The organism is Flavobacteriales bacterium, from assembly GCA_016716605.1.
Lineage (GTDB): Bacteria > Bacteroidota > Bacteroidia > Flavobacteriales_F > PHOS-HE28 > PHOS-HE28.
The window spans coordinates 170,159-191,809 of record JADJWA010000002.1 but is presented as its reverse complement, the minus strand read 5'-3'; the positions used below and the strand labels follow the sequence as shown (position 1 = coordinate 191,809).

Here is a 21,651-nt window from a genome sequence, read left to right as displayed (position 1 = left end):
GAAGCGTGCGGTGCTAAAGCCCTCGTTCAGCCGAAGTTGCAGCATGTAAGCACCAGCTGAGAGATGATGGATGGGCAGAACTAAGCCCATTGTTCTCCTGGATTCGGCCCGCCACGACACCCTGGGCATTGATGATGATGGCCTCATTGTATGACATGCCCTCAGGCAAGCGTATCGCCTCAGTAGCGGGATTCGGGATTACGCTGAAGGATGACGGCGATTGTTCGCCGATTGAGAAAGCGAACGAGGTCCCGAACCAATCGTTCCGGCGTGCCATTGTGCCATCGAGTCCAAGGCCGTAATTCAGGAAGTTCCAGCCACCAGCGCAGCCGGATACTGCAACGACGCCTCCACGCCGCTCGCTTGGAAGCACCGCGTCTGCAGAGTTCCCAGCCCGATGCGGAAAGGCGGAAAGTTGTCGCCCTGAAGTTCGAATTGTCGATCGCACCGGCTATGTAGTAGAGGCCTTCAGTCCAACTCGCACCGCTTCCGCCGAACCGGCCTTCGGGCATTGCTGGCATCGGCGTCCACTCGTCCCCGAAGGTGTTGTAGGACCAGCACTCATCCAATGGAGCATAACTGGAATCAGCGCCACCTGCGACGAATCCGCCTTCAGCAGTGGCCATCCGGTGCCTGCCCACACCGGGGAGGGACGAGCGCTGCTCCCAGGAATCCGTGAAGGGGTCGTACTTCCACAACTCGTTCAAAGCAGTTCCGCCGGCGATGATCCCTCCGCAGATGTAGAGGTTGCTGGCCAAAACGAATGATCCGCATGCGTAGCGACCAGCACCGGGCAGTGAGGCACGCTGGATCCAGGATTGCGAGCCCGAGTCGAAGGACCAGAGCTCGGATAGCGGACCGGAGGCATCCAGGCCGCCGAACAGGTAGCCTTGGCTGAACAGGCTTTGCGCTGTGCAGTATTGCCGGGGTGACGCCGGTAACGTGGTTGATGGGCTCCAGGTCTGAGAGAAGGAGTCGTACCTCCAGAAGTCGTTCGTCAACGACCAGCCCACTTGCATGCCCGTCCCCACGTACACGTCGCAATCGATGGTGAAGGCAGCCGCATCATCCCTCGCCGTGCCAGGGAAATCAGGCAGCTGTTCCCATTGGAATTGGGCTGCTGCGAGGCCTGAAAGCGCCGAAGCGAAAGCGAGCGCGGACGTTCTCATGCGCCCGAAGCTAGCTCAACGACCGGCATCCGCGCGCAGCAGGGCGGTGCGCTCGGCAGCTGCGAGCTCGGCTATCGAGCGCGAACCGGAGCTGGATCGATTCGATGCTCTGCGCGGCGAGGCCCGCGGCCATCGCCAGCGCCAACGACAAGGTCGAGGGTCGGACCATGGCGCAAGGGTTTCTGGTTAGGATGATTGAACAACCGCGGTCGCCGTGCGATCAGATGCGCGTACCCCGGATCGTGCGGCTTTTCACCAATGACCTGTTGCCTTCGCGGTAACGAGCGGCGGTTGACCGGCGCTTCGGGCGGCTTCTTTTGCGCCATGGCCCGCAAGGCGGCGGTTGACGCCCTCACGCTCTTCGACTCGCTGGTGTACACCTGCCAGTACCGCGTGAGCATCGATGTGCCCAGCGATGCGCTGGCTTGGGTGATGCAGACGCGCCATGCCTTGCGCGACCGCATCGGGCGCTTCGAGTGCTTCTATCGGCTTCCGGGCATCACGCTGATCGAGAGCGAGCTCCCGCCGGAGTACGAATCCACATTGAGCGATTCCATTGTGCGTGGCGCATCCGGCCAGCGCGGCTTCCGGCTGAAGCTCGATGGTATCCGCCATTCGGATGACCGCAAGCGCATCTATGTGGGCGTTGAGCCGGTCGGGCCGATCAGCGCATTGCAGCAGCGCTTGCTGGATCACGTGCGCGCGAACAAGCGCATCAAGAAGCTCGGTGTCGATGTCCCGATGCAGCCCATGCTGCTGATCGCCGGTCCGCTCAAGGCCGCGCAGTTCGAGCAGGCCTGGGCCATGCTGGAGAATGAGCAGTACCGCGGTGAGCGCGCAGTGACCGACCTGACGCTGATGAGGCGCGAGGTGGCCGACGATTCGCTCGATGAGCATTTGAAGAGCGTGAAACTCGAACCAGCGTTCTGAGGCCATGTTCACGATCCGCGCCTACGGCTTGTTGCTGAATGCGGAACGGACGCAGGTCCTTGTTGCCGATGAGTTGATCAAGGGACAGCGCATCACCAAGTTCCCCGGGGGTGGCTTGGAGTATGGCGAAGGCTTGAAGGATTGCGTGATCCGCGAGATCCGGGAGGAGATGGCCGTGGAGGCTTTGGACGTGGAGCATTTCTACACCACGGATTTCTTTCAGCAGAGCGCTTTCCACTCCGCGCCGATGCAGGTGGTGAGCGTGTACTTCACCTTCCGCGTTGCGGAATGCGATGCCATCTGGGTGGTGCAGGATCCGTTCTCAGGAATCGCTGGCCCCGGCGATCAGGAAGTGTTCCGCTGGGTGCCGCGCGCGCAGCCCGCAGAGGAAGCGGTGTCGCTGCCGATCGACCGGCACGTATGGCGCATGCTGCAGAAAAGGCGATCCTGAGCCGATACCTTTCGGCCATGATGAACCGACCCCTTCTCTTCGCCCTATCGCTCCTTGCAGCGTTCACCGCATCGGCCCAGGAGAAACCGAAGCCTAAGGCCCTGTTCAACGACAGCACCTCAGTGACCGGCGGCTACTTCGGTTTCACGCCGAAACTGACCAACGTGATGGGCGCTGATGTGCTCTTGCTCGGCTTCAGCGGTGCCTTCATCCTCGAGCACAAGGTGGCGCTGGGCCTGGGCGGCGCATGGAGCAGCAGCACGATCAAGAATGTGGCCTATGAGCAATTCCTGCGTGATTTCGGCACCGAGGATGTGAGCGGTCTCGAGCTGCGCTACGGCTACGGCGGCCTGTTGATCGAGCCGATGATCCTGGGCAAGCATGCGGTCCACCTGACTGTTCCCGTGCTCATCGGCTTGGGCAGCGTGTCCTACAGCTACCCGCGCTCGAACAGCGGGAGCAATAGCGATCGCCGTAACCGCACCGATGGGCAGGCCTTCGTGGCGGTGGAGCCGGGCCTTGAGCTTGAGGTCACCGTGGTGGAGGCCTTCCGCGTGGGTTTCGGCGCTTCCTACCTGTGGACCAGCGATCTCGAGCTGCCATACACCGCGCCCGATGCGCTGCGCAATTACATGGCGCGCATGACGGTGAAGATCGGCGGGTTCTAGGGGCCCAGCCGCTTCATCACCACGGCGCCGACCACCTCGTAGAGCTCTTCCGGACCTAGCGTCCGCCAGCGCAGTGCATCGAGCTTGCCGCCGAGCAGGAAGTACTGGTCGATGTTCGCCGCTTGCATGTCGTCGAGCACGTGCGGGCGGAAGTTGAGCAGCGCGATCCAGCCATCGGCCTCGTTCACCTCGTCGAACCACTCGGCGTAGTACTCGTCGTCGCTCGCGTGGAAGTTGAGCACGTTCTCACCGATGAGGATGAAGCGCTGGATGCGGTTGGCCATCAGGTGCTCGATGATGTTCCGCTTGAGCGTCATCACGTCGTTGTGCAGCAAGTCGTTCCACTCGCCGATGAGCTCCAGGATCGCGAAGCCATCCTCGTAGTCGGCGAAGAGCACCTTCATGTAGAGCGTGCTGCTCCCGAAGCTGTCCCATTGCGGGTGGATCAGGTGGTTGTACACGGCGTTGGTGAAGTAGATCTCGCTGTGCTCCTCGCCGAAGAAGGGCGAGCGCTCATCCTCTTCACTGGTGTACTTGTGCCGCCAGTTCCAGAATGGCTCGATGTCGTGCATGGCGCCTAGTTGTTCATCGGCGGCTCTCCACCGCCTTCCGCACGCTGCCGTGCCTCTTCAGCAGGTCGTTGGCCTCATCATAGCCGATGCCGAGCCCGTCCATCACCATGCGCGTGCCGCGGTCGATGAGCTTGTTGTTGCTCAGCTGCATGTCGACCATGCGATTGCCCTTCACGCGGCCGAGCTTGATCATGGCTGCGGTGCTGATCATATTCAGGATGAGCTTCTGCGCGGTGCCGCTCTTCATGCGCGTGCTGCCGGTGACGTATTCGGGGCCGACAGCGGCTACGATGGGATGCTTGGCCACCAGGCTCACGGGGCTACCCGGATTGCAGGTGATGCATGCCGTGAGGATGCCTTCGGCGTTGCAGCGCTCCAATGCGCCCACGACATACGGCGTGCTTCCGCTGGCGGCGATGCCGATCACGGCATCGTCCGCTCCTATGGCATGCTCCTCCAGGTCCTTCCAGCCCTGCTCGCGATCATCCTCAGCGAACTCCACTGCTTTGCGGATGGCGCTGTCACCGCCCGCGATGAGGCCGATCACCAGGCCGTGCGGCACGCCGAACGTGGGCGGGCACTCGCTCGCATCCACGATGCCCAATCTTCCGCTCGTTCCCGCGCCCAGGTAGAAGAGCCGGCCCCCGCGCCGCATGCGCTCCACGATCGCCTCCACCAGTGGCTCCATGGCCCCGATGGCGCCGGCCACGGCCTCCGCCACGCCCCGGTCCTCGCTGTTGATGCCCTCGAGCAATTCGCGAGTGGTCTTCAGCTCCAGGTCGTGGTGGCGTGATTCGCTCTCGGTGATGCGCTGCATGGGTGGAATGGCAGGTTGGGGGGTGGAAGGTTGCGCAGGTTGAGGGTTATTGGCTTGGTCAGTGCCCGAGGCGCCGGTTGCTTCGCGATGGATAGGTTGACCGTGAGGGATTCAACCCTCAACCCCTCAACGCGCCGTGGCCTGTGCGTTGGGCCAACCTGCATTCCCCCGCAAAGAAAAGGGCCTCTGCCGCATGGCAGAAGCCCTTCCCCATTTCGTCGCGGAACGGTCAATCGAGCATCAGTTTGCGCATCGCGCGGCCATGCTCCAGTTCCAATTCCACCAGATAGGTGCCGGGGCTGAGCCCCTTACGTTCTATCACGAAGCGTTGCGCGGCAGGATTGCCAGCGGCAACCACGCGGCCGTTGATGTCGAGCAGGCGGAAGCGGCGCACCAAGCCCTGCGCGCAGGAGACGTTCACGTGACTGGTTGCGGGATTGGGTTGCATCGAAAAATCCAGAGCATTACAACAATTAATAGACGAGGACATGTCAAGTTCTAAAATCCAAGTATCCATCTCGCCGCTGTTCTGTTGCGCGAAGAGGCCATCATTCGAGCTCGTAGTGCCGCAGAGAGCAATGCTCCCGTTGCTCTTGCGGATGGCGCAGGTCGCATAGTCCATCGAAGAACCCCCAAGCACTTGTGTCCAAATCGAGCCACCTCCTAACGTGAAACTCGAGCAAACAATGTCGGTTGTTGATGGATTGTCGAGGTCTATGGTGGAAGTACCGAACAGCAGATGGGTATTCGGATTATCCGTCAAGACCATAGGGGACCAATCAGCCTCACCTTCGAAACCTGTGCTGCCTTGACAAACGGAGTTCACGATTGCACCAGCGGCATTTAGCTCAATCAGCCAGTAATCGTAGTTGCCGTTATGGCCTTGCACGTCGCCACTATTGTTGCTTGATCCGGTGTTCGCGGAAACTAGGATATTGCCATTGCCCATTTCTAACAATGGTGTTGCCCATGAACCCAAACCGCGCAGCAGATCAGAGTCATCGCCTCCAAGGCAGTTCTCCCAGATTAGGTTTCCGAAGGCATCGAGTTTGACAATCCAGACATCAAATTCGCCGTGATAACCGGTGATGTCGCCGTGATTGCCAGGCGTTGAATAGTTTACTTCGCCACCTACGATAAAGCCCGAGTCATCGGTCAAGCTCAAGAGAGACTCACCTGAATCACTCTCCGCGCCTCCAAGGCACTTTTGCCATACGATGTTGCCGCTGGCGTCCAGTCTCAGCACCCAGATGTCGCTTTCACCGTGCCAGCCAGAAACATCACCTGTGTTCGGTGAGGTTGTGTAACCGAGCAGAAGGTAACCGCCATCCTCCAGGGTTAAGACGTGGTGCGCGCCATCGTCCATCGTTCCGCCGTACAAGCGCTGCCACTCCACGATTCCAGACGAACTCAATTTGATGGCCCAAGCATCCAATTGACCATGGTTGGTTGAGAAGGAACCGTTAGTTGAACTTGAGGTACCGGCAATAATGTAACCTCCGTCGATTGTAGGTCTGATGGATGGGAATTGACTTGAATACTCCGATCCATTTCCGCCAAGGCAGTACTTCCATTCAATTCCTCCAGCGTCGTTGAGTTTGATAATCCACAAATCGGTGTCACCGTTATGCCCGGTGACATCTCCGTCTGTTGATGCTGTTCGCGTGAGTACGATGTATCCTGAGTCCGTACCAGGGATAATGGTGCTATAAGTCTCGTCCAAGGACCCGCCCAGGCATCGCTGCCAAGCAAGGGTGCCGTCACTTGTGACTCTAACAATCCAAACATCTGCTCCACCATGGTGCCCTTGTACCTGCCCCCCTTCACTTGACGCGAACCCATTCATAACATAGCCACCATCGCTGGTTTCGATGATTGATAACCCAAGCTCCACGCTCGGTCCACCGTAGCATTGGGCCCACTGTACTGAAAGCTGTGCTAAGGAGTCGATTGAGTTTCCTAGTAAGATGAGGCTTGACAGGAAAAGGGTCTTGGCCATCGCAAGTCGGTTTGCGTTCAAAAGTAGCTGAGTACGGCTGACGATCGCATACTCTATTAAACTGCGGGATTGCTGCAAGGAAAAGGGCCTGCGCCGGTTGGCGAAGGCCCTTCTCCATTCCGTAGCACGAGGATTAGTCGAGCATCAGCTTGCGCACGATGCGGCCGTTCTCCACTTCCAATTCAACCAGGTAGGTTCCAGCCACGAGCCCGATGCGCTCAATGGTGAATTGCTGCGCAGCCGGATTGCCGGTGGCTACGGTGCGGCCATTGATGTCGAGCAGGCGGTAGCGGCGCACGAGGTTAGTCGCATTCACGCTTACGTCATATGTGGCTGGGTTGGGCCAAATGCTCACCACATCATTGTTCGTGACCTCGTCGACACTGACGAATGTGCATGGATCTGCCAGTTGCAAGGCCGTCACGATGCGGAGATTCAGGTAGCCATGGATGGTGTCCAGGTACGCCCGGCCCTTCGTCGGGCTCATATCCGGGTTGCTGGCGCTGGCGGCCTGGCCTGCGGTGATGGGCGGAGGCCCGGCGCTGACCACGGTCTGCGCGAGGGCGCCGTTCGGGTCCCACCACTGCCAGGGGCTGGCTTCTTCCTGCGCGGGCGCAGGCCATTGCGGGCGAATCAGGGGGAAGAGGCCCTCTACATCGGTGCGGATCTGAACGCTGTTGGCACCGTGCGTCTGGGTGCTGCCATAGAGGTCGCGCGCTCGGTCGGTGTAGGGGTCGCCATCTGGCAGGGAGGCGAAGCTGGCGTTGTTGCCGTAATCATTCACCAGTTCCATGAACAGATTGCTGCCCTGCACAGGCACCACCGGGCCGCCGGTGGTGGGCACGATCACGATACCCTCGGTGAACGGAGCGAACGGATCGAATACCGTATGGAATGCCACCATCGGAACGTCGCCAGCATCAAGCCAGCTTGTGTCGGCGAGCGCGCCACCGAGATTCACGCAGAACTGGCTCTCATAGCCCCAGCCGTTCGGCCGGTAAAGGTTCAGCTGTCCGCCCAGTCCGTGAATATTCCCCACTTGCAGGCTGTCCACGAAGCTGACCGTGGGATCGAAGGGGTCGGGCCTGAATTTCTCGATGTAGAGTTCCGCAGGATCATCCAAGGTGGCGTTGGCTAATGAGATGTAGCCGCCTGTGCCTTCGCCCACGACGATGATGCGATCTGCGCAGATGCCGTAAGTGTTGCTGCCTTGGCCCGCATCGCGCTTGAGTGAGCGAATGCAATGCCGCACATCCTGCAGGGCGCGGTAGATGGCGTTGAGCAAGCTGCTGCGGCGTTCGAGCTCTGTGGCGGCCAGCGGATTCCAGCCTAGGCGGTAGCTCATGCTTACGGCCACGTAGCCCCGTCGGGCGAAGCGCTTGCAGTTCTCCACAGCGCTGCTGTCCTTCCGTGTGCCATTGGGGCTTCCGTTGATTGGGGGAGGCAAGGCATTGCCGGTATGGATGTACACCACCAAAGGTCGCCGCTCCAGCGGATCGATGGCCGGATCGGGCTGGTACACATCCATTCGCAGGTTGGTCACCTTCACGGCGGTGCTGCCATCGGCGGGATCGAAGTAGGCCGACGGGATGGGGTTGCCCAGGGTCACTGCTGTTTGCAGCTCGGTGATGTTCGCGGTGACGTTGGGCGAGGCGAAGTTGCTGGTGAGGAAGTCGATGTTGGTGCCGTAGATCACATCGTTGGTGATGGTGATGTTGGCATCGCTGAAGACCTCGGTGAGGTAGCGCTGCGCGCTGGCACGCGCGGTGACGGCTACCAACGCGAGTGCGAAGGCGAAGCGTAGGGCTGATTTCATGTGTCGAGGGTTTGAGTTGGTGTGCCGAAGGTAGGTGCGCGCACCGAAGCACGGTGGATCCGGGCCCGCAATTTTCCACGGCAGCGCCCGATCCCGATGGGGCCGGCAGCCGGCCGGGCGTTGGCCGCCCTATACCTGCCGGAGCTTCTCGGCCACAGCTTCTGGCAGGTGCTGGAAGAAGGTGTCGCCGCGCAGGCCCAGGCGGAGCGTTTCAAGGGGGATCACCTCTTCGGGAGCGATGTTGCCCAGGTTCACATTGGCGCCGAGCTGCTTGATGAACCAGACCTGCTGCGCCTTCTGCGGAGCCTCCCACATGATGTGCTCGGCGGGCACCTTGGCCAGGATGCGGTTCACGAGCTGGGTATGGGCATGCCCGCTGGGGCGATAGATGCCCACGGTGCCGCTCTCCCGTGCTTCAGCGATCACCTTCCAGCTGCCTGCATCCAGCTCAGCGTTCATCATGCTCACCCATTTCGATGGGCTGATCAGGATGCCGCTCTCCTTGCTGCCCACCTCGCTGAGCACCGTGACATGCTTGGCCAGATCGGTGATATAGCGGCACTTCTCCTTCTGCGGCATGTTGATGGAGCCGTCGCTCACTTCAGCGGTATCGAGGCCGAATTGATCAAGGAGCTTGCGGTAGTCCTTGTATTGCCCGCGCGCCACGAAGGCCTCGAAGAGCGTTCCGCCCAGATAGACGCGGATGCCGGCCTTCTGGTACAGCTTGATCTTCTCCTTCAGCTTGTTGGTGATGAACGACGTGCCGAAGCCCAGCTTCACCAGGTCGGTCAGCTGGCCGCTCGCCTCGATCATGTCCTCGGCCTGGCGAATGGCCAAACCCTTGTCCATCACCATGGTGAGCCCGTGCTCGCGCGGCTTTGCCGTGCGTTCCGGGATATGCGAGAGCGTATAGTTCATGGAGCGTAGAGTCCCAGGAGATGGATCACCTGGGGCATGGCCGAGGCCTCGGGGTAGTGCTCCAGGAATTGCGCATGGCCCGCGTGATCGGCCATGAGCGCTTCTTCCAGTTCGAGCAGTCCCTGCTGCTGCTGGCCCGCGCGAAGCAGGTAGCTGGCCAGGCGGTAACGGTAGCGCGGATTCATGCGGTGGACCTGGTCGCCTTCGCGCAATTTCAGCATGGCTGCCTCGGGGCTCTTGAGGCCGAGCAGCAGGTCGGCGTGATCGAGCCAGCCATCGAGGTTGCCCGCGTCGAGGTTGTTCAGTCGGGTGTAGGCCGACAGTGATTCCTCGTACCGTTCGTTGCGGCCAAGCGCATTCGCGTAGTAGTACCACGCGTCGCCCGAATCCGGCGCGAGGCGAACCGCTGTCTCCAGGTCCTTCACGGCCTCGGTGAGCTTGCCTTGGATGTCCTTCACCACGCCACGGCCCACCCAGGCATCCACCCAGTTGGGGTCCAGTGCCAAGGCCTGGTCGTAGTGGATCAGCGCTTGCTCATGGCGCTCCATCTTCTCGTAGCATTCGCCGATGTAGCTGAAGGTGACGGCCTGCGGGCCTTCGATGGCGAGGACCTCCTCGTAGCAGGTCACGGCTCCGGCATAATCGCCTTTCACCAGCATGTTGCGCGCCTTGGTGAAGAGCGCCGAGCCGAATTCCTCGTTGATCGCGAGGCAGTATTCCAATGCCTCGTTGCTCTCATCGATCCGGTCGAGGCGGGAGAGGGCGTTGCCCAGGCTATACCACGCCACCAGGCTGTACGGGTGCTCATTGGTGAACTCACGGAAGAAGGCAATCGCGCCTTGGTCCGCGCCGGAGAGCTCGTAGCAATGCGCGAGCTCGTAGAGCAGGCCTTCGTTCTCAGGGTTCACGTCGAGGCCGCGCTTCAGCAGGTCGATGGCTTCGTCGTATTTGCCCAGGCTCTCGTGCTCGAAGGCAAGGTCGAGCAGGATCTCATCGTGGCCTTCATCGGCGAGCTCCAGCGCGCGGCGGTAGTGCTCAATGGCCCGGCGGTAGTTGCGGAGCTGGCTGTGGATGCTGCCCTTGTGCAGGTGCACCTCGGCGCTCCAAGGCTCCAGTTTGCCCAAGGCGTCGAGCACCTCGAGGGCCTTGTTCAAGCGCCCGAGGTTCATGAGCACCACGGCCTCGCTGTACATCAGCTCCACCGATCCCGGGTGCTGCGCCATGGCGAAGTCGAGCGCTTCCTTGGCGCGCCGCGCATCGTTCTCCTGCAGGTAGTGGTCAATCACCAATTCAAGGTCCTCCACGTCGAAGAAGACATTGGTGCCCTTGCGGAGCATGGCCTCGTAGCGGTCCACGCAGCCTTGCTGATGGTTGCGATGCGGTGGCGGGTGATGACCTTCGTTCATCCACTGGGCGCGAGTGCGCCATACAGGGCAAAAGTAGCGGATGCGGAACTGGCGCGCTCGCTGCCGATCCGGCTTATGAACAGGCCCTTAAAGATTCCGGGTCAGCCACTCGGTCATCATCTCATACAAGTGCAGCCGTGTCGTACCGCCGCCGATCCCGTGGTTGCGATCGGGATACATGAACTGGTCGAAGGGCTTGTTGGCCTTGATGAGCGCGTTGGTCATCTCGGCGGCGTTCTGGTAATGCACGTTGTCGTCGGCCAGGCCGTGGATGAGGAAGTAGTTCCCCTTCAGCTTGTTCACGTGGAACACCGGGCTGTTGTCGTCGTAGCCCTTGCCGTTGTCCTTGGGCAGGCCCATGTAGCGCTCGGTGTAGATGCTGTCGTAGTAGCGCCAATTGGTCACGGGCGCCACGGCGATGGCCGCCTTGAAGAGGTCGGCGCCCTTGGTGATGCAGAGGCTGCTCATGTAGCCGCCGTAGCTCCAGCCCCAGATGCCGATGCGCTCCTTGTCCACCCACGGCTGCTGGCCCAGCCATTGGGCGGTGGCCATGTGGTCGACCGTCTCGTACTTGCCCAATTGGCCGTAGGTGATGTGGCGGAAGTCGCGCCCGCGATGGCCCGTACCGCGCGGATCGACGCACACCACGATGTAGCCCTTCTGCGCGAGCAGGGTGTGCCATAGGTTGTTGCGCCCGCCCCAGGAGTCGAGCACCTGATTGCTGTTCGGACCGCTATATTGCGTGAGCAGCACGGGGTAGCGCTCCCGGCTCTGGAAGTTCGCGGGCTTCATCATCCAGCCGCGCAGCTCCACGCCCTCGCTCGTGGTAAAGGTGAAGAACTCACGGGGCAGCATGCCGTAATCGGTGCAGGTCCTCGCCAGCTTGGCGTTGTCCTTCAGCACCTTCACCTGCTTGCCGCTGCCTTCGTGCAACGACACCACCGGCGGCGTGTTCAGCGTGCTGCGCGTGTTGATGAAGAAGCGGAAGCCCGTGCTGAACTCCGCGTCGTTCACACCACCCAACGGCGATAGTTGCATCACGCCTTTGCCGCTCAGCGGCGTGGCCAGCACCTCCTGGTTCTCGGGCGCGCTCTTGGCTGCGGTGAAGATCACGCGCTGCCCTTTCTCGTCGATGCCCTTCACGCCGACCACATCCCATGCGCCGCGTGTCAATTGCAACTGCGAGCCATCCTTCAGGTTCACGCGGTAGATGTGGTTCCAGCCATCCTTCTCGCTGGTGAGGATGAAGCCGCTGCCATCGGCCAGGAAGAAGAGATCGTCGGTGACCTCGATGTAGGTGGGGCTGGTCTCCTTGTAGATCTCGGTGGGAACCGGACGTGCCTTGGTGCCGGGCGGCGGCAGCTTCACGGTGCAGAGCACCTTCTCGTTCTGCAAGCGGTTCAAACGCATGAACCATGGCTCGCCCTTCGGCGTGAAGCCCAATCGGGCAACGTAGATGTCCGTCTCTTCCGTGCCCAATGGGATGCTGTAGGTTAGGCCGCCGCTGAGGTCGCGCAGGTGCAAGGAGATCCTGCTGTTGTCCTCGCCGGCCTTCGGGTACTTGAAGCGGTACTCGCTCGGGTAGAGCTGGTTCTTGTAGAGCGTCAGGTCGAATTCCTTCACGCCGCTCTCGTCGCTGCGCAGGTACAGGAGCTTGCTGCCGTCGGGGCTCCACGCATAGCCCTGCACCAGGGTGAATTCCTCCTCGTACACCCAATCGGTGGCGCCATTCAGCACCTTGTTCCACTCACCGTCGTTGGTGATCTGCTCCTCCTTCATCGTGCCCAGGTCCACCACGAAGAGGTTGTTGTCGCGCACGAAGGCGGCCTTGCTGCCATCGGGGCTGAAGGTGGCCAGGCGCTGCTTGGCTTTCTTCACATCGCTCAGCGGCACCAGCTTCTTGCTCGCGCGGTCGAAGACGTAGTTGTAGGCGAAGGAGCTGTAGCGGTAGATCGGCTCGCTCTCCGTCTCGAATAGCAGCTTCTTCTCATCGCCGCTGAAGCTGTAGCCCTCAATGCCGATGGGCTCTTTGCTGCCCGCCGGCACCAGCTCGCTGGATTTCACAAGCGTGGCCACCTTGTTGCCCGTGCGATAGGCGTACTGATTGATCGCTCCCTCGCCGGATTCGTCTTCGAGCACGGTGTAGTGCAGGCCATCCTTCATGCTGGCCAAGCCGCCAACGAACTCGGCGCTGAAGAGCGGGCTGGCCCAGATGTCCTTGTTGGTGAGGGCTTGCTGGGCGGTGGCGGGTTGCAGCAGGCCCAGGCACAGGAGGGCCGAGAGGGAAGCGTGGCGTGCGTTCATGCGTTCAGTTGAGGGGTGGGCAAGGTAGCTGCGTGGCTCCTTCGGGCCGAGGCGGATGGTCATGCGCGCCACCGTTCATCACTGTAACTGCATGATTCAGAATCCTACCGAACCCCGGCCGCTTCCCGCTGTTACTTCGCTGCATGCTCGGGCACCGCTTCGCCAGGTACGTTCCGCCGCAGGACGATAGCACGCCCTTCGAGCGCTTGCTGCCGCTCTTCATCGAGCTGCTCACCCACACCAGCGGCGATGTGGAAGAGGCGCTCGACTGGATGGACGAGCTGGACAAGGAGCACGGCTTCTACACGAAGGCCTACGGCCGCAAGGAGTTCGAGGACGATTTGAGGAAGCACGGCATGATCGGCCGGCCAACGAAAGGCGGGAAGACGCCCCTCACCGGCAAGGCCGAGAAGCTGATTCGCGAGCGCGCGCTGGACCAGGTCTTCGGCAAGCTGAAGAAGAGCGAGCGCGGCAGCCACGGCCTGCGCAAGGCCGGCCCCGGCGATGAGCCCACCAGCGACCGGCGCGCCTTCCGCTTCGGCGACCGCATTGAGCAGGTGGCCATGAGCGACAGCATCCGCAATGCGCAGCAGCGCGGCATCGACGACCTGCGCATGAGCGAGGACGACCTGGAGGTGATCGAGACCGAGCACCAGAGCGCTTGCGCCACCGTGCTCATGATCGACATCAGCCACAGCATGATCCTCTACGGCGAGGACCGCATCACCCCGGCCAAGAAGGTGGCCATGGCGCTGGCCGAGCTGATCAAGCGCCGCTACCCGAAGGACACGCTCGACATCGTCGTCTTCGGCAACGATGCGTGGCAGGTGAGCCTGAAGGACCTGCCGTACCTGCAAGTGGGGCCCTTCCACACCAACACGGTGGCCGGCCTCGAACTGGCCATGGACCTGCTCCGTCGCCGCAAGGTCCGCAACCGCCGCATCGTGATGATCACCGACGGCAAGCCCAGCTGCATCAAGCGCGACGGCGAATACTACATGAACAGCTTCGGGCTCGACGACTTCATCGTGGCGCGCTGCCTCGATGCGGCTGCGCGCGCGCGCAAGGCGCAGATACCCATCACCACCTTCATGATCGCGCGCGACCCATACCTCCAGCGCTTTGTCGAGCGCTTCACTGAGGCCAACCAGGGCCGCGCCTTCTACACCGGCCTGCAAGGCCTCGCGGACATGGTGTTCCGCGATCATGCTTCCAATCGAAAAGCCTCCTGATATCCAGCGTACGGGCGCATCATGATGCGCCCTCCCTTGCCACATGAAAAAGCTCCCCACCACCCTCGGCGACCTAAAGAAGAGCGGCTACGCGCCCCGCTCCGTAAAGGCCGAGCTCCGCGCCAACCTCATTGCCCGGATCCGTGCCGGGCAGCCGCTCTTCGAGGGCATCCACGGCTATGCCGACACCGTGATCCCTGCGCTTGAGCGAGCGATCCTCGCCGGCCACAGCATCAACCTGCTCGGCCTGCGCGGACAGGCGAAGACGCGCATGGCCCGTTCGCTCGTGCAGCTGCTCGATGAATGGATCCCGGTGGTGGAAGGCAGCGAGATCAACGACGATCCGCTGGCGCCGATCTCGCGCTTCGCCAAGGACCTCATCGCAAAGCACGGCGATGCCACGCCCATCACCTGGCTGCACCGCGACCAGCGCTACACCGAGAAGCTCGCCACGCCCGATGTCACCGTGGCCGACCTCATCGGCGACAGCGATCCCATCAAGGCCGCCAACCTCAAGCTCGATTACAGCGATGAGCGCGTGATCCACTTCGGACTGATCCCGCGCAGCCATCGCGGCATCTTCGTCATCAACGAATTGCCCGACCTGCAGCCGCGCATCCAGGTGGCGCTCTTCAACATCCTGCAGGAAGGCGATGTGCAGATCCGCGGCTTCAAGCTGCGGCTTCCGCTCGATATCCAGTTCGTGTTCACCGCCAACCCGGAGGACTACACCAACCGCGGCGCCATCATCACCCCGCTGAAGGACCGCATCCAGGCACAGATCCTCACGCACTATCCGGAGAGCATCGAGCTGGGCATGCGCATCACCGCGCAAGAGGCGCGCACCACCAACGAGCAGGCCACCCGTGTGCGCGTGCCTGACCTGCTGCGCGTGCTCGTGGAGCGCATCGCGATGGAGGCCCGCTCCAGCGAATTCGTTGATCCGAAGAGCGGCGTGAGCGCGCGCCTCACCATCAGCGCGCTGGAGAGCTTGATCGGCGCGGCCGAGCTGCGCGCGCTGCGCAACGGTGAGGAGCGCACCGTGGCGCGCATCGCCGACCTGTGGGCCGTGGTGCCCGCCATCAACGGCAAGATCGAGCTGGTGTACGAGGGCGAGCAGGAGGGGGCCGATAGCGTGGCGCGCATCCTCATCGCCACCGCCATCCGCAACGTGTTCAAAGAGCTCTTCCCCGATGCCGTGAAGGCGCGTCGGGCCGCTGAGCAAGCGAGCCGCAAGTCGCAGGGCCGCGACGATTACTCAGCCCTGCTCGATTGGTTCGATAACGATCAGCTGGACCTGCTGTCCGATGCCAAGGACGAGGAGCACCTCGCGCTATTGGCCACGGTGCCGGGCCTGCGCGAGAAGGTCACCGGCAAGCATCCGTACCTGAAGCCTGAAGAAGTGCCGCTGTGGATGGAGTTCATGCTGCATGGCATGGCCGAGCATAGCCGCATCGGGCGCAGCAAGCTCACGCGCGGGCACCGCTTCGGCGATGTGCTGGGCTCGCTGTTGGGCACTAGCAGTGACGAGGAGGAGGAAGAGGCGTGAGGCTCACTCCTCCACGAAATCCAAGTCCTTGCTGAAGGTCTCGGTGCTGCGGCGCACGGCCCAGAAAGCGCCGCCGATGCAGAGCAGGCCCACGAGCAGCGCGGCGGTGATATTGCCCACGGGGGTCACGAGCGCACGGAAGAGCATGGTGATAGGGTAGATGCTGCCGCGCACGAAGTTGGGCGCGGTGATGGCCACGGTGCCGCGCAGGTTGGTGCCGAACTGCTCGCTGGCCACGGTGGCGAAGATGACCCAGTAGCCCGTGGCCATGCCCAGCGCGAGGCACATCCAGTTGTAGGTGGCGATGGTGGCGCCGCGCATGCCGAAGAGGAAGAAGAGCGTGAGCGCGAGGTTGAGGCCGAGGTAGAGCATGATCACCTTGCGGCGGCTGCGCTGCCATTGGCTCAAGAGCCCGCTGAGGAGGTCGCCGAGGCTGAGGCCGATGTACGCGTAGCGGATGGCGGTGCCGTTGATGCGCTGCTTGTCGGCGGCATCGAGCGCGCTGGTGTCGATGCCGAGCTCGGGCACGAAGACATCCTGGCTGAGGCTCACGAGCAATCCGATCACGTACCAGATGGGCACGCCGATGAGGATGGTCTTCAGGTAGCGCAGCACGCGCGTGCGATCGCCGAAGAGCATGCGCAAGCTGCCGCGCTCCACCTCGCTCTTCTCCGCGCTCTTGTACAGTCCGCTCTCGAAGGTGCCCATGCGCAGCACCAGCAGGGCCAGGCCCATGGCGCCGCCCACCACGTAGGCCACCTGCCAGTTCATCAAGCGGTATCCGGTGAACGATTCGATGAACGCGCTGATGCCCTCGCCATAGCCGCCCACGATGCTCGCGGCCACGGCGCCCAGGGCGCCCACGGTGACCACGATCATGGTGCCCCAGCCGCGTTTCTCGCGGGGCATGGTCTCGGCGATCAGCGTGATGCCCGCGCCCAATTCGCCTGCGAGGCCCACGCCCGCAATGAAGCGCACTGCGCCGTAGCTCACCAGGTCGAAGGTGAAGGCGTTGGCGATGTTGGCGATGGAGTAGAGCAGGATGCTTCCGAAGAGCACGGTGATGCGGCCCTTCTTGTCGCCCCATACGCCCCAGAGCACACCGCCCACCAGCATGCCGAGCATCTGGATGTTGAAGAGGTCGATGCCGCGGTCCTTGATGTCGGGATGCCCGGCGCCCAGGATGAACTCAAGGCTCTCGCGCTTCACCACGTTGAAGAGCACGAGGTCGTAGATGTCCACGAAATAGCCGAGGGCGGCCACGGTCACGAGCATCAGCGTGCGTCGGTCGAAGGCGCGGGAAGGCATGGGGCGAAGATGCGCGTTGGCGCCGGATCGCATCGGGACCGACCACGGCCTTAAGGCATCCCGGTCTTCCGCTTGCGCTGCCGCCGGTTGTGCCAGGCATCGAACTCCGTGCTCGCCCACACGCCCAAAGGGATGAGCAGCAGCATGGCCAATACCGCCCAGCCCACGTTCAGGTCGAACGTGAATGTCGCGGCGATCAGCAGCAGCATCACGACGAGGAAGACGGCAGCGATGCCGAAGCAGCCGAGCATCTTGGGCGCGAAGTAGCCGAAGGCGGTATCGAAGTACTGCGCGTCGAAATCAGCATACTTCATCCTGCTGAACTGCTCGGCGCGCGCGCGGGCCTCGCGCTGGTAGCGGTTCACATCGCGCTCATAGCGCGGCTCTTGGCGCGGTGCGGCACGGCGCGGACTGGGGCTGTTCCGCGTCATGTCATAGCGCAGGCGCCTGGCCGGATTGCCAAGCACCTCAACCGCTTCGGTGATGCGCACGAAGCGGGCCTGCGCATCGGGCAGCGAAGAGACATCGGGATGGTATTGCTTGGCCAAGCGCCGGTACGCCGTGCGGATCTCGTCGGCTGTGGCCTCGTGGCTCAGCCCGAGCGCGGCGTAATGGTCCATGCAGCGAACATAGGCTGCTTGATCCCAGCCTTCCGCCGCGACGACTGCGCAAGGAAGCAAGCTGCTGCACCGCTCGACGCGGCATGCGTGCGCATGGAACTGATGCTCGATTGCTTTCCCTACATTACACGACCAAACCAAACACCACTCGTAACCATGGCCGACACGCGTCTCTCCAATCCGGTGATCGTTAGTTCCAACACCGATCCAGCACCCAGGAACGTGACCGTTACGCCAGCCAATGGCTCCGATGGCACCTACACGTGGACGTGCGTGGGCCAGAAGGATACCGGCAGCACCAGCATCATCACGTTCTCGGTCTCCGGTGCCGCGTCCAACCCACAGATCGTTTCGAAGACCACCAACCAGGTGAGCGCCACCTGCCAGGTGAAAGCGTCAACGAAGAACTACGTCCAAGTGACCGCTGCATTCACCTCGCCCAGCAACAGCTCCAACTGGACCATCGCCATCTCGGGCAGTGGCACTGGCAGCACCGTGCGGTTCATGCGCGGCACCGGCGGAGGCACGGTCAGGCGCCCGGTCCGCAAGGCCGCAGTGCGCAAGGCAACAAAGCCTGCCGGGAAGAAGGCCGCCAAGAAAGCCGCCAAGAAGGCCGTGAAGAAGGCGGCCGCGAAGCCGGCGCGGAAAGCGGCCAAGACGATCCGTAAGACTCGTGGGAAGTAGGATCCGGATCGAAGGAAGCACTCTCATAGCGGCATCCTGCTGCCTGTTGATCGCCGTTGCGGTGAATGGGCAGCAGGGTGCCGTGAGCCCCATCGATCTAGCGTGGGCCGATAGTGTTTCCGCTGAACTGGAACAGAACCGGGCCCGCCCGCCCGCGCGCACGCTGGCGTTGACCGAACGCTTGTTGAGGATCTATGGGCAAGCGCTCGATACGTGCCGGATGGGGCGGGTCTCGACGTTCCGGAGCCGCAGCTTCGAGCAATTGGGCCAATTGGATTCGGCCATGACCGCGATGCAGCGCTCCTTCGATTATTTCCGGCCGGGGTGCGACAGCCTGGGGCTGATGCGCGCCTACCTCGCCAAGAGCAACATCCATTTGAGCCTGCTGGAGAATGCCAAAGCGGATTCCATCGGGAGCGTGGCGCTCGCGCTATGGAATCCGGCCTGGAAACCCGCTTCGATCCGGAACGGATTGGTGACCAACCAGGCGATCGCCCGTGCCAATGCCGGGGATCTGGATGGAGCCCTCGCCGCCTTCCGCACCGTTTACAGGCTGGCCACGAAGGATAACGACCACTACGATGCGGATGGGGCGCTCACGAACATCGGAGTGATCAAGGAGATGAGCGGCGACATCGACAGCTCGGATCACTACTACCGGCTCGCATTCTCGGCAGCCCGTGAGAAGGGCGATTCCATCTTCATGGTGAAGCAATGGATGAACCTCGGATACAACCGGGCGGTCGTCGGTGACCATCGCGCTGCGCTGAACCTCATGGATTCCGCCCTGGCCGTGGCCACGCGCAAAGGCATGCTCGAGGAGCGGGTCAACCTGGAGAAGTGGATCAGCGATTCTTTCCTCGCCCTGGGTCGGTCGGACAGGGCCGTGGATCACCTTCGGGTGCACCTGGCCCTGAAGGACAGCCTGCTCGGGATCGAGCGGGTGAAGGTGCTCGCCGAGATGCAGGAGAAGTACGAGAGCGAGAAGAAGGAGAAGGAGATCCTGGGCCTGAAGGCGGATAACCTTGAAAAGGACCTGCGCGATGAGCAGCGGATTCGTGCCAGGAACATCTACATCTCCATTGGGGTCGTAGCGCTCATCCTGTCCGTGGGGCTCTGGAGCCGTTTGCGTTACGTGCATCGCGCCAAGTCGGCCATCCAGAAGGAGAAGGACATCAGTGAGGGCCTGCTGCTCAACATCCTGCCAGAGGAGGTGGCGGCCGAGCTGAAGGCGAAGGGCGAGGCTGAGGCGCGCCTGATCGACGAGGTCACCGTGCTCTTCACGGACTTCAAGGGCTTCACCGCCATCAGCGAGAAGCTCAGCCCCAAGGAGCTGGTGCGCGACATCCATGAGTGCTTCAGCGCGTTCGACCTGATCATGGAAGAGAACGGCATGGAGAAGATCAAGACCATCGGCGATGCGTACATGGCCGCCGGCGGGCTGCCCGTGGCCAACGCAACGCATGCCGCCGATGCGGTGAGGGCCGCGCTCGCGCTGCGCGATTTCATTGAACAGGGCAAGCGGGACAAGATCGCAAGAGGGCTGCCCTACTTCGAGGTGCGCATCGGGATCCATACCGGCCCAGTGGTGGCGGGCATCGTGGGCGTGAAGAAGTTCGCCTACGACATCTGGGGCGACACCGTGAACACGGCCAGCCGCATGGAGAGCAGCGGGGAGCCGGGCCGCGTGAATATCAGTGAAGCGACGTACGCGCTGGTGAGGGAGGTGAAGGAGGTGCGGGATGGACGGGAGGTGCCGGCGTTCGAATTCACCCCGCGCGGAAAGGTGCAGGCCAAGGGCAAGGGCGAGGTGGAGATGTGGTTCGTGGAGCGGGCCTGACGGATCAGCGGTCCCGGAACAGGTCGATGTGGCGGCTGATCCGCTGCTTCAGCGATTCATCACCTGCCGGATCCACCTCCAAGGTGAGCCGCGCATTGTCCCGGAAGAGCCTCGAGACCTTCGAGGTCTCCGTGAACCGGATGGTCCAAAGCTGGCCGTCTATCACGATCGAGCGCGGCACTTCCTCATGCACGTTCAGGGTCGCGCGCACCTCGCGGGTCGTAGGGTCCAGGAGGCGGACCAGGGCGCAGCCGGTCTCTCCGTGGTGCTCGGCGAGCTCCGCATACAGGCCTCCGATGCCGAAGCACCGTCCCTCGGCCAGTTTGCCGGAAGCGGAGGTGGAGGTTGCAGCTCGGGGCTTCTCGACCTTGAGCACGCGCGGCTTGATCTCCTCGTCGTAAGCGCCATTGAATACGTAGGCCTCCTGTGTCTGCTTGTACAGCGTGCGGTAGTTGATCCAGCAGTAGCCGTCGTTGCCCCATTTGGGGCCGAAGGAGTTGTAGAAGAGGAAGGTGCTGTCTGCCGCGTTGTAGCCGCAGCACACCAGGGCGTGCCCGCCGCCATCGCCGGCATCGGGCCGGTCCCACACGAAATGCTTGCTCCCGGCGCGGAAGGCCGAATCGCCGCGCTGGAAGAACGTATCGTCGATATAGATGCCGATGAGCAGCGGTTCGCCGCGGGAGAGATGGTATTGCCACTGCATCGGATTGAAGGGCCCTTCGTGGTACGGCGGGCAGCCCGGACAGGGATGGAACAGCTTCACCGGCGTGCGCAGCTTGCGGAAGAGCGCGCTGTCCATCACGCTCTCGCTCGGGCTGTCGCGGCAGCCTTTCAGCGCGCCCTGATAACCGTACACGCTCGCGGGCACATTGCCCCAGCGGCTCGCGATGGTGAAGGTGGCCGCGATGGCCACACCGGAGTAGCACGCGTCCTTCGTCTTGTCGGGGGCCGCGTAATTCTTCACCATGGTGAAGAGGAAGCCGGGGCTGAGCACGTCTTTCGCTGCGGGCTTCTTCGATTGGTCCGGGGTGATGCCCTTCGCCTTGTTCTCCTGGTAGGTCATGATCCCGTACCCGATGGACCACGCGGTGCAGGAGGCGTACGGGCCCTGATTGCCGGGCTGCACGAAATGCTGGCGGATGTCCACGCGCTTGGGCAGCTTCTTCCCTTTGGGGATGTTGAAGCCATACTCGATCATGGTCTGCAGGTACGTGCTGTCGTTCGGCAACGGGAGGCCGAAAGCCGGCGCTTGGGCGCTTGCTGCGCTCAGCGCGCAGAGCAGTGCGGCGGTTGCACCAATACGTTCTGAGTTGATCCGGCGCATGGGTTCGAGCGGAAGGCAAGATACCGCATGCCCGAAAGCCGCGA

At 62.3% G+C, this 21,651-nt stretch carries 18 protein-coding genes; 7 read left to right on the top strand and 11 right to left on the bottom strand.

Annotation, left to right across the window (positions count from 1 at the left end):
• Positions 1–179: 179 nt before the first annotated feature.
• Positions 180–1,169 (bottom strand): hypothetical protein, encoded by a 990-nt coding sequence (locus IPM12_15805; GenBank protein ID MBK9149271.1) that lies wholly within the window; start codon positions 1,167–1,169, stop codon positions 180–182.
• Positions 1,170–1,493: 324 nt separating this feature from the next.
• Here IPM12_15805 and IPM12_15800 point away from each other — a divergent pair, with 324 nt between their 5' ends.
• From IPM12_15800 to IPM12_15790, 3 genes are read left to right on the top strand one after another with little or no spacing between them, the layout of a single operon-like run.
• Positions 1,494–2,099 (top strand): 2'-5' RNA ligase family protein, encoded by a 606-nt coding sequence (locus IPM12_15800; GenBank protein ID MBK9149270.1) that lies wholly within the window; start codon positions 1,494–1,496, stop codon positions 2,097–2,099.
• Positions 2,100–2,103: 4 nt separating this feature from the next.
• Positions 2,104–2,550, top strand: a complete 447-nt coding sequence (locus IPM12_15795; GenBank protein ID MBK9149269.1) for an NUDIX domain-containing protein — start codon at positions 2,104–2,106, stop codon at positions 2,548–2,550.
• A 17-nt stretch (positions 2,551–2,567) separates the two neighbouring features.
• Entirely contained in the window at positions 2,568–3,218 is a 651-nt protein-coding gene (locus IPM12_15790; protein MBK9149268.1) for a hypothetical protein, read from the top strand.
• On the opposite strand, the gene IPM12_15785 is transcribed toward IPM12_15790, so the two are convergent.
• The 7 genes from IPM12_15785 to IPM12_15755 all read right to left on the bottom strand — a co-directional run bounded on the left by IPM12_15785 (position 3,215) and on the right by IPM12_15755 (position 13,050).
• A complete protein-coding gene (locus tag IPM12_15785; protein MBK9149267.1) occupies positions 3,215–3,790 on the bottom strand; it encodes a hypothetical protein in 576 nt (191 codons plus the stop codon). The two genes, IPM12_15790 and IPM12_15785, sit on opposite strands and share 4 nt — an antisense overlap.
• A 13-nt stretch (positions 3,791–3,803) precedes the next feature.
• On the bottom strand, positions 3,804–4,607 hold the full coding sequence (murQ, locus tag IPM12_15780) for an N-acetylmuramic acid 6-phosphate etherase (GenBank protein ID MBK9149266.1): 804 nt from the start codon (positions 4,605–4,607) through the stop codon (positions 3,804–3,806).
• Between the two features lie 229 nt (positions 4,608–4,836).
• Positions 4,837–6,606, bottom strand: a complete 1,770-nt coding sequence (locus IPM12_15775) for a T9SS type A sorting domain-containing protein (protein ID MBK9149265.1) — start codon at positions 6,604–6,606, stop codon at positions 4,837–4,839.
• Between the two features lie 133 nt (positions 6,607–6,739).
• Entirely contained in the window at positions 6,740–8,422 is a 1,683-nt protein-coding gene (locus tag IPM12_15770; GenBank protein MBK9149264.1) for a T9SS type A sorting domain-containing protein, read from the bottom strand.
• A gap of 129 nt (positions 8,423–8,551) precedes the next feature.
• Positions 8,552–9,340 carry a phosphosulfolactate synthase gene (locus tag IPM12_15765; GenBank protein ID MBK9149263.1) on the bottom strand — a complete coding sequence of 263 codons (789 nt, stop codon included), beginning with the start codon at positions 9,338–9,340 and terminating at the stop codon, positions 8,552–8,554.
• Positions 9,337–10,695 (bottom strand): tetratricopeptide repeat protein, encoded by a 1,359-nt coding sequence (locus tag IPM12_15760; GenBank protein MBK9149262.1) that lies wholly within the window; start codon positions 10,693–10,695, stop codon positions 9,337–9,339. The genes IPM12_15765 and IPM12_15760 overlap by 4 nt, the downstream gene beginning before the upstream one ends.
• A 138-nt stretch (positions 10,696–10,833) precedes the next feature.
• The gene (locus IPM12_15755) at positions 10,834–13,050 is read right to left on the bottom strand and encodes a S9 family peptidase (protein MBK9149261.1); all 2,217 of its coding nucleotides are present in this window, start codon (positions 13,048–13,050) and stop codon (positions 10,834–10,836) included.
• A 143-nt stretch (positions 13,051–13,193) separates the two neighbouring features.
• Here IPM12_15755 and IPM12_15750 point away from each other — a divergent pair, with 143 nt between their 5' ends.
• Together IPM12_15750 and IPM12_15745 are read left to right on the top strand one after the other, a co-directional pair.
• Positions 13,194–14,282 carry a VWA domain-containing protein gene (locus IPM12_15750; protein ID MBK9149260.1) on the top strand — a complete coding sequence of 363 codons (1,089 nt, stop codon included), beginning with the start codon at positions 13,194–13,196 and terminating at the stop codon, positions 14,280–14,282.
• Between the two features lie 43 nt (positions 14,283–14,325).
• A complete protein-coding gene (locus IPM12_15745) occupies positions 14,326–15,831 on the top strand; it encodes a sigma 54-interacting transcriptional regulator (protein ID MBK9149259.1) in 1,506 nt (501 codons plus the stop codon).
• 3 nt (positions 15,832–15,834) lie between these two features.
• Here IPM12_15745 and IPM12_15740 read toward each other — a convergent pair whose 3' ends face one another.
• Complete coding sequence (locus tag IPM12_15740; GenBank protein MBK9149258.1) at positions 15,835–17,139, bottom strand: MFS transporter; 1,305 nt, start codon at positions 17,137–17,139, stop codon at positions 15,835–15,837.
• A 50-nt stretch (positions 17,140–17,189) separates the two neighbouring features.
• Positions 17,190–17,759 carry a J domain-containing protein gene (locus tag IPM12_15735; protein ID MBK9149257.1) on the bottom strand — a complete coding sequence of 190 codons (570 nt, stop codon included), beginning with the start codon at positions 17,757–17,759 and terminating at the stop codon, positions 17,190–17,192.
• A gap of 156 nt (positions 17,760–17,915) precedes the next feature.
• Here IPM12_15735 and IPM12_15730 point away from each other — a divergent pair, with 156 nt between their 5' ends.
• Complete coding sequence (locus IPM12_15730; GenBank protein MBK9149256.1) at positions 17,916–18,443, top strand: hypothetical protein; 528 nt, start codon at positions 17,916–17,918, stop codon at positions 18,441–18,443.
• Between the two features lie 46 nt (positions 18,444–18,489).
• Positions 18,490–20,283 (top strand): adenylate/guanylate cyclase domain-containing protein, encoded by a 1,794-nt coding sequence (locus IPM12_15725; protein ID MBK9149255.1) that lies wholly within the window; start codon positions 18,490–18,492, stop codon positions 20,281–20,283.
• A 4-nt stretch (positions 20,284–20,287) separates the two neighbouring features.
• On the opposite strand, the gene IPM12_15720 is transcribed toward IPM12_15725, so the two are convergent.
• A complete protein-coding gene (locus IPM12_15720) occupies positions 20,288–21,607 on the bottom strand; it encodes a C1 family peptidase (GenBank protein ID MBK9149254.1) in 1,320 nt (439 codons plus the stop codon).
• Positions 21,608–21,651: the final 44 nt, after the last annotated feature.

Bases quoted from the DNA above. Each gene is read 5' to 3' on its own strand.
- IPM12_15730 (MBK9149256.1), top strand. From the start codon at position 17,916: ATGGCCGACACGCGTCTCTCCAATCCGGTGATCGTTAGTTCCAACACC.
- IPM12_15765 (MBK9149263.1), bottom strand. From the start codon at position 9,340: ATGAACTATACGCTCTCGCATATCCCGGAACGCACGGCAAAGCCGCGC.
- IPM12_15800 (MBK9149270.1), top strand. From the start codon at position 1,494: ATGGCCCGCAAGGCGGCGGTTGACGCCCTCACGCTCTTCGACTCGCTG.
- IPM12_15775 (MBK9149265.1), bottom strand. From the start codon at position 6,606: ATGGCCAAGACCCTTTTCCTGTCAAGCCTCATCTTACTAGGAAACTCA.
- IPM12_15745 (MBK9149259.1), top strand. From the start codon at position 14,326: ATGAAAAAGCTCCCCACCACCCTCGGCGACCTAAAGAAGAGCGGCTAC.
- IPM12_15750 (MBK9149260.1), top strand. From the start codon at position 13,194: ATGCTCGGGCACCGCTTCGCCAGGTACGTTCCGCCGCAGGACGATAGC.
- IPM12_15795 (MBK9149269.1), top strand. From the start codon at position 2,104: ATGTTCACGATCCGCGCCTACGGCTTGTTGCTGAATGCGGAACGGACG.
- IPM12_15720 (MBK9149254.1), bottom strand. From the start codon at position 21,607: ATGCGCCGGATCAACTCAGAACGTATTGGTGCAACCGCCGCACTGCTC.
- murQ (MBK9149266.1), bottom strand. From the start codon at position 4,607: ATGCAGCGCATCACCGAGAGCGAATCACGCCACCACGACCTGGAGCTG.
- IPM12_15805 (MBK9149271.1), bottom strand. From the start codon at position 1,169: ATGAGAACGTCCGCGCTCGCTTTCGCTTCGGCGCTTTCAGGCCTCGCA.
- IPM12_15785 (MBK9149267.1), bottom strand. From the start codon at position 3,790: ATGCACGACATCGAGCCATTCTGGAACTGGCGGCACAAGTACACCAGT.
- IPM12_15740 (MBK9149258.1), bottom strand. From the start codon at position 17,139: ATGCCTTCCCGCGCCTTCGACCGACGCACGCTGATGCTCGTGACCGTG.
- IPM12_15735 (MBK9149257.1), bottom strand. From the start codon at position 17,759: ATGGACCATTACGCCGCGCTCGGGCTGAGCCACGAGGCCACAGCCGAC.
- IPM12_15755 (MBK9149261.1), bottom strand. From the start codon at position 13,050: ATGAACGCACGCCACGCTTCCCTCTCGGCCCTCCTGTGCCTGGGCCTG.
- IPM12_15790 (MBK9149268.1), top strand. From the start codon at position 2,568: ATGATGAACCGACCCCTTCTCTTCGCCCTATCGCTCCTTGCAGCGTTC.
- IPM12_15770 (MBK9149264.1), bottom strand. From the start codon at position 8,422: ATGAAATCAGCCCTACGCTTCGCCTTCGCACTCGCGTTGGTAGCCGTC.